Origin of the sequence: Acidovorax sp. SUPP1855, from assembly GCF_030158955.1 — a bacterium.
GTDB lineage: Bacteria > Pseudomonadota > Gammaproteobacteria > Burkholderiales > Burkholderiaceae_C > Paracidovorax.
In genome coordinates this window covers 178,427-184,426 of sequence record NZ_BQXI01000009.1, presented here as the reverse complement: position 1 = coordinate 184,426, position 6,000 = coordinate 178,427, and the positions used below count along the sequence as shown (strand labels likewise).

The 6,000-nt window shown below is 59.0% G+C and carries 6 protein-coding genes; 5 read left to right on the top strand and 1 reads right to left on the bottom strand.

Features of this window, described 5'->3' with window-relative positions; translation table 11 throughout:
* The 4 genes from AVMA1855_RS10690 to AVMA1855_RS26615 all read left to right on the top strand — a co-directional run.
* Positions 1-503, top strand: a 503-nt coding sequence (locus AVMA1855_RS10690; protein WP_284425684.1) for an RHS repeat-associated core domain-containing protein, incomplete at its 5' end; no start/stop codon positions are given.
* Positions 500-676: a hypothetical protein gene (locus AVMA1855_RS10685; RefSeq protein ID WP_284425683.1), complete on the top strand. Its 177-nt coding sequence runs from the start codon at positions 500-502 to the stop codon at positions 674-676. The genes AVMA1855_RS10690 and AVMA1855_RS10685, both read left to right, overlap by 4 nt.
* Positions 673-1,107: a hypothetical protein gene (locus tag AVMA1855_RS10680; RefSeq protein WP_284425682.1), complete on the top strand. Its 435-nt coding sequence runs from the start codon at positions 673-675 to the stop codon at positions 1,105-1,107. Before AVMA1855_RS10685 ends, AVMA1855_RS10680 begins: the two co-directional genes overlap by 4 nt.
* 203 nt (positions 1,108-1,310) lie before the next feature.
* Positions 1,311-2,051 (top strand): RHS repeat-associated core domain-containing protein, encoded by a 741-nt coding sequence (locus AVMA1855_RS26615; protein WP_349817101.1) that lies wholly within the window; start codon positions 1,311-1,313, stop codon positions 2,049-2,051.
* Positions 2,052-2,540: 489 nt separating this feature from the next.
* Here AVMA1855_RS26615 and AVMA1855_RS10670 read toward each other — a convergent pair whose 3' ends face one another.
* On the bottom strand, positions 2,541-4,538 hold the full coding sequence (locus AVMA1855_RS10670) for a peptidase U32 family protein (protein ID WP_284425681.1): 1,998 nt from the start codon (positions 4,536-4,538) through the stop codon (positions 2,541-2,543).
* 141 nt (positions 4,539-4,679) lie between these two features.
* Here AVMA1855_RS10670 and xopV point away from each other — a divergent pair, with 141 nt between their 5' ends.
* Positions 4,680-5,792 (top strand): XopV/AopV family type III secretion system effector, encoded by a 1,113-nt coding sequence (xopV, locus tag AVMA1855_RS10665; RefSeq protein ID WP_284425680.1) that lies wholly within the window; start codon positions 4,680-4,682, stop codon positions 5,790-5,792.
* Positions 5,793-6,000: the final 208 nt, after the last annotated feature.

Below are 6,000 nucleotides of genomic sequence, written 5' to 3'. Positions count from 1 at the left end.
CGGGCAACCCGCTCACCATCCGGCACTACCTGTGCGACCACCTGGGCACGCCGATCGGGCTGGTGGATGGCAACGGAGAGAAGGCCGGCGAGATCACCTGGGCGGCCAGCTACGGCGCCTGGGGAGATGTGCAGGAGGAATACAACCCGCACCGGATCGAGCAGAGCATCCGGCTGCAGGGCCAGCAGCTCGATGCCGAGACCGGGCTGCATTACAACCGCTTCAGGTACTACGACCCTCACCTGGGGCAGTACATCACGCAGGATCCCATTGGGCTAGATGGGGGATTTAATAAATATATTTACCCCCTTAATCCAATAATTTATGTAGATCCTCTGGGTTTGACAGAGACGACCACTCCTGAACTGGCCAATCAAGATGGACGTGCCAGCGGAGTCAATAAAGTAATAGGAATAAAAAAAGGTGGGGAGAAAATAAATAATGGCGCTAAAAAATGGAAGGCGCTAACAAAAAAGATATGGATGTTTATGATTGCATCATGAGTGGTCCTGCTTGCAGTAAGAGTTCTGCTGAGCTGGAAGATATGAGAGAATCAGCAAGGAAAGAAAGAATTCAAGGTATGAAAGATATCGGGCAAGGTTCGGTTGATGTTTATAAGTCAACTCCAGGAACATTGGGGAATGGCATTCCTGGTGGGAGAATTCCAAAACCATGAAAAAATTATTTATTTCATTTTTTACGGCAGTTTCTGTTGTGGCGTTTGCACAAGCTGATGCCCCTGCGAGAAATTCAATTGTAAAAATTAATGGCCATGAATTTATTCTGCCTACGGGATGTGCTCAGATTGATGGCAAACGTTATCGGTTTAGATGTTTGCTCTCGACGGGAGAAGACGTTGCATTGGGTGTGGATGAAGGGCCAAATTTCGAAAAAATATTAAAATCTCCAAATGATAAGGAGGGGGTTTTAGATAGAATTGTGCAGGAAACGTCCTATGGATATTATGTGAAATACCTTTCTCGAAAGAATGGAAGTCAATATAATTTTATATATTTAAAAGATAAGGAAATTACTGTTTTTGGTGGGGATGTAGCATTGGTCTACTATTTTTCTATGCTTATTAATAATGTCAAAATTGATAATTAAAAATGGTGTGATCAAGTGTGGAAATGGGCTTGCCATACTTAAAAAAGAAACCTACTCAGAGAGCGCAGCACATCGGTCGTTAGCTAGGATGCATACGGCACTGCCTGTGCGACCATCTGTGCACGCCGATCGGACGGGTGGATGGCAATGGCGAGAAGGCCGGCGAGATTACCTGGGCAGCCAGCTACGGTGCCTAGGGAGACATGCAGGAGGAATACAACCCGCAACGGATCGAGCAGAGCATCCGGCTGCAGGGCCAGCAGATCGATGCCGAGACCGGGCTGCATTACAACCGCTTCAGGTACTACGACCCTCACCTGGGGCAGTACATCACGCAGGATCCGATTGACCTAAATGGGGGTGGAAATTTATATCTCTATACAAATCAGCCCATCACCATGATTGACCCGCTAGGATTGGAGACCAATATCGTGGGCCATCCAGCTGCCGGTCCAGTGGGGAAGTTGACCAATCCGAATTCGCATCATCTTGCCATTGAACTTAAACCAGATGACGCGAATTGTGATCTTGCTGGTGTAAAGACTCTTGGAGGCCAACCTTCTGGAAACTTTGCGAATGGCTATCTTGTATCGCGTTCCAACTATCCTGGAGATTCAAAGGGCATAGATGTAAGGCAGGCGATTCAGAAGCCGGAAGGAATGACGGATTGTGAGTTTCTCAAGAAGCTGAAGAAGGCATCGGAAGAATACTGTAATTGCCTTCCGTATTCCAAGCCTAACGTCTCTCTAATTCCTGGGGCGCAGGATGGGCAAATGGATCCCGGTACATACAATAGCAACTCGTATGTGTCTGGTGTCATACAGAGAGCTGGAGCAGTTCCTCCAACGCTAAACACTGGAGGCAATTGGCAGGCACCTGGATACGGCAATCCTTTGCCTATCAGCAATATTGTTGCCCCTGTTGGAACAGTCGAGGTCAAATGATGAAAGGGCGATTTTTGGATGCGGCGATAGGATCGTTGAAGTTGCTTTTTTATCTTTGCGCCATTATTTTCTTGTCGGTGTTTTCAATGTATTTCATTGATTACAATACGAATTGGCTTGAGGCCTTGCCAAAGAGGGAGTATTTGGTTTTGGCGGTCGCAACACCTTTTTGCTTGTTTGCAATAACGAGGTTTAAGCTTTCGTCAATTTTTGTGGCTGCTGTGTTCTTGGTTCCAAGTTTTTATGTAATATATTTTATTGTGGCCTGTTCGGTTTTTAAAGACTGTATTTAAAATCGCTGCTTAAACGCCCCTGGCTTATCATCCTGTTTTCTACTCTTTTGCGAAAGACGTTTAGGCAAGACCGCACCTCGCGGGTTGTTCTCGGCCGCAGATTCTGGCCCTCCGTTTGAGGCTGATGGGGGTCGGGTGTAGCCGGGGCGAATGTCCCGGGGCATGCGGCGGCGGCCAAAGCCGCGTTGCAACGGTGCTATCCCGCCACAGGTCGTGTGCGGTAGAACTGCATCGGCACCGCCTGCATATCGCGCGCGTGTTGGTTGAGCACCGACTTCTTCATCTTGCCCACGACGTGCATCTCGCACGGCTTGCAGTCAAAGCGCAGGGTGAGTTTTTCCTTGCCGTTGATGAGCTGCAGCGGCTCAGCCTTGATGGTGCCCTTCACGCCGATCACGCCCTTGGCCTGCTTGGGGCATAGGCTCATGGAAAAGCGCACGCAGTGCTTGGTGATCATCAGGCTGACTTCTCCTTCCTCTTCCTTCGACTCGTAGGCCGCATCGATCACCTTCACGCCGTGCTTCACGTAGAAGTCGTGCGCCTTCTGGTTGAACACGTTGGCAAGATAGGTGAGCGTGTCTTCGGGGAAGGGCGCGGGGGGCTGGACAGGCTCGGCGCGGGGCAGGCGCACCAGGCCGGCGGCGCGCGCGGATTCGAGCGCGGCCACCGCGTCGCGGCGCAGTGGGTTCAATGCCGAGGCCGGCACGAACCAGGGCTGCGAGAGGCTCAGGGCGATGTCGTGCACGGAGAACACCGTGGCGCCGAAGCGGCCGATTTGCTCGCGCAGCGTGGCTTCGGCTTGGGGCCCGTCGGTGGCGCGCTGGTGCGGGTGCACGATCGCCGCGCTGCCGACGAAGCCGTCCTCGTCGGTCAGCGTGAGGTCGAAGCCGTCGGGCGTTTCGGACATCTGTGCCCACAGGCCGATGCGCCGGTCGCTCGACTTCTTGTCGAGCGTACGCACCCAGTCCATATCGCGGTTGCGGTTGATCTCCAGCCCACGGCGCAGATCCTTGAAGCCGGCGATGGGGTCCTTGGGGAACACGCGCCACAGGCCTTTCCGGGCGTTGACGGCCTCGGCGCGGTTGATCTGCAGGCCCACCAGTTCCTTTTGCAGGTCGTAGTAGCACAGGCCGTCGCCGTTGTGCAGCACGGTGTCCGGGCTGGACAGTTCGAGGTCAGCGAAGTTCTCGCCCACCTTGGTGACCCACCCGATGGGGCGGCCCGGCGTCTTGGGCGTGTCGAACGCGCCGATGTCGTCCTGGCGACCGTTCACGAAGTAGTCGGTGAACTCGCGGTTGAAGTTCTGGTCGGGGTCGGGCGTGAAGGTGAACGTGGTGCGGCCGGACGACGAGCGCGCCAGCGGCTCGGCCGAGAACTCGCGCTCTTCGATGATCTCGTCGAGCAGCTTGCGGTAGTGCGCCGTGATGTTCTTCACGTAGCCCATGTCCTTGTAGCGGCCCTCGATCTTGAAGCTGCGCACGCCCGCATCGATGAGCGCCCGCAGGTTATCGCTCTGGTTGTTGTCCTTCATCGACAGCACGTGCTTTTCGTGGGCGATGATGCGTCCGCTGCCGTCCAGCACCTCGTACGGCAGGCGGCAGGCCTGGTTGCAGTCGCCCCGGTTGGCGCTGCGGCCGGTGTGCGCATGGGTGATGTAGCACTGGCCGGAATAGGCCACGCAAAGCGCGCCGTGCACGAAGAATTCGATGGTGGTGCGCGCCGGGTCGGTGGCGGCGCGCACGGCGGCGATCTCCTGCAGGTCCAGCTCGCGCGCGATCACGATCTGCGACAGGCCCGCGTCCTGCAGGAAGCGCGCCTTCTCGGGCGTGCGGATGTCGGTCTGGGTGCTGGCGTGCAGCTGGATGGGCGGCAGGTCCAGTTCGAGCAGGCCCATGTCCTGGATGATGAGCGCGTCGGCCCCGGCGTTGTATACCTGCCAGGCCATCTGCCGTGCGCCTTCCAGCTCGTCGTCCCGCAAGATGGTGTTCAGCGTGACGAAGATGCGGCTGTGGAAGCGGTGCGCATGGCGCACCAGGCGCTCCAGGTCGCGCAGATCGTTGCCCGCGCCGGCCCGGGCGCCGAAGGCCGGGCCGCCGATGTAGACGGCGTCGGCGCCATGGTTGACGGCCTCGATGCCGATGTCGGCGTCGCGCGCCGGGGAAAGCAGTTCGATCTGGTGGGGCAGCAGGGACATGGGGGCGATTATCCCCGGGGGCGTGGCGACAGGGTTGGCCCATGTGGCAGGGCGCCGCGTTTCGCTGGCCCGACAGTCGCTTCGCAAACGAACTGCATATTCTATTTTCCGGGCTAAGGTGGGCACACCAGAACTTCGAGGATGACCGTGACTTTCGTCAAGCACTCCCCCACTGCCGCCGCAACGCTACCACGCGTGCCCTCATCGTCCAGTGTCCAGCCGCCGACCCTGTGCGCCGAGAGCGCCGGCCAGGCATCCACGCTGGCGCATCCCGCGCTGGCGGGTCGCCAGCGGCCGCTGCAGCGCTCGGCCTCGGCGCCCGCGCTCGCCGTTCCCGGCGCTGCTGAGCTGCAGGTCGATCAGGCCCGCGATGACGCGCTGACGCAGCGGTTCGGCAGCAGCCAGCCCGCCCGCGGCAAGGTCAAGACCGACGCGCAGGGCCAGGTCATTCGCCGGTGCCCGATCCAGAAGCAGGAGATGGAGCCGGCATACGGCGACTATCGCCGGGTCCGCGTGAACCCGACCCGGGTGTTCGTCGCCGAGCATGCAGCGCCGGATGGCCGCGGCCGTTTGTTCATCCGGCGGCAGGCCGACCTCGATGCGCGCGACCGCTCGGACGGCGGCGGCGCGGCGGCCCTGAATGCGGCCGCTGCCGCCGACCCTGCGCCGGCCGGCGGCTTGGCGGCGCAGTTGCGGCTCGATGATTTGCGCGCGCACAAGGTGCGCTACAAATGGGACATAGCCCCTAACGGGTCGCTGGTGATCGGCGAAGTGCTCGTCGGCGCGCCGCCAGAGGTCGCGCAGGCCCTCGCCGCCCAGGACCAGGCCAAGGCCGCCAACCCGGAGAAGGCCAAAGAGAAACAAAAGGAGAAGGTCAAGGACACCGCAGAAAAGGAGGAAAAGGCGGGCAAGCCAGACAAAGTGGCCAAGAAGAAGCCGGAGGACGCGCTCGACCCGCGGGCTTTCATGCAAGGCCATGTGACGCTCGTGGGCGGCTCTTTGGTGGCCTCGCCCTGGCAATCGACAGCCGGGTTTCCGCATGCCCGCATCAGCGGTCTGCTCTACGCCCGCGCAGACGGGTCGCTGTGCATCAACAACGACTCGGGCCGCTTCAGCGAATACGAGGACCGCAGGCCCGAGCACCTGGAGCAGGTCGCCGCGCTGTTCGGGCGTGCAGGCGTTCCGGTTGCGGTCGCGTGGGTGGAAAAAAAACCAATTGCGCTCGCCCGACCGACCGGCAACGCCCGCAGGTAGGCTCGCAGCCAGCGGCCGGGGCCGGTGGCATGGGCAGTCGCGCTTCCCACCTGCTGGCGAAAGTTCGGCCAATGCCCAGCCGCGTTGTGATCTGATTGCGTTTGCTCGCTCGCTCGCCCGCGCCAGGCGGCGCGCCCTTTGTCGTTACAGTGGCGCCTCTGCCCGGTTGCGCGAGACAAAACGCCTCGCACCGGCTGGCAGGCGGGGC

Coding starts and splice junctions, on each gene's coding strand:
- AVMA1855_RS10685 (WP_284425683.1), top strand. CDS start 500: ATGAGTGGTCCTGCTTGCAGTAAGAGTTCTGCTGAGCTGGAAGATATG.
- AVMA1855_RS10680 (WP_284425682.1), top strand. CDS start 673: ATGAAAAAATTATTTATTTCATTTTTTACGGCAGTTTCTGTTGTGGCG.
- AVMA1855_RS26615 (WP_349817101.1), top strand. CDS start 1,311: ATGCAGGAGGAATACAACCCGCAACGGATCGAGCAGAGCATCCGGCTG.
- AVMA1855_RS10670 (WP_284425681.1), bottom strand. CDS start 4,538: ATGTCCCTGCTGCCCCACCAGATCGAACTGCTTTCCCCGGCGCGCGAC.
- xopV (WP_284425680.1), top strand. CDS start 4,680: ATGACCGTGACTTTCGTCAAGCACTCCCCCACTGCCGCCGCAACGCTA.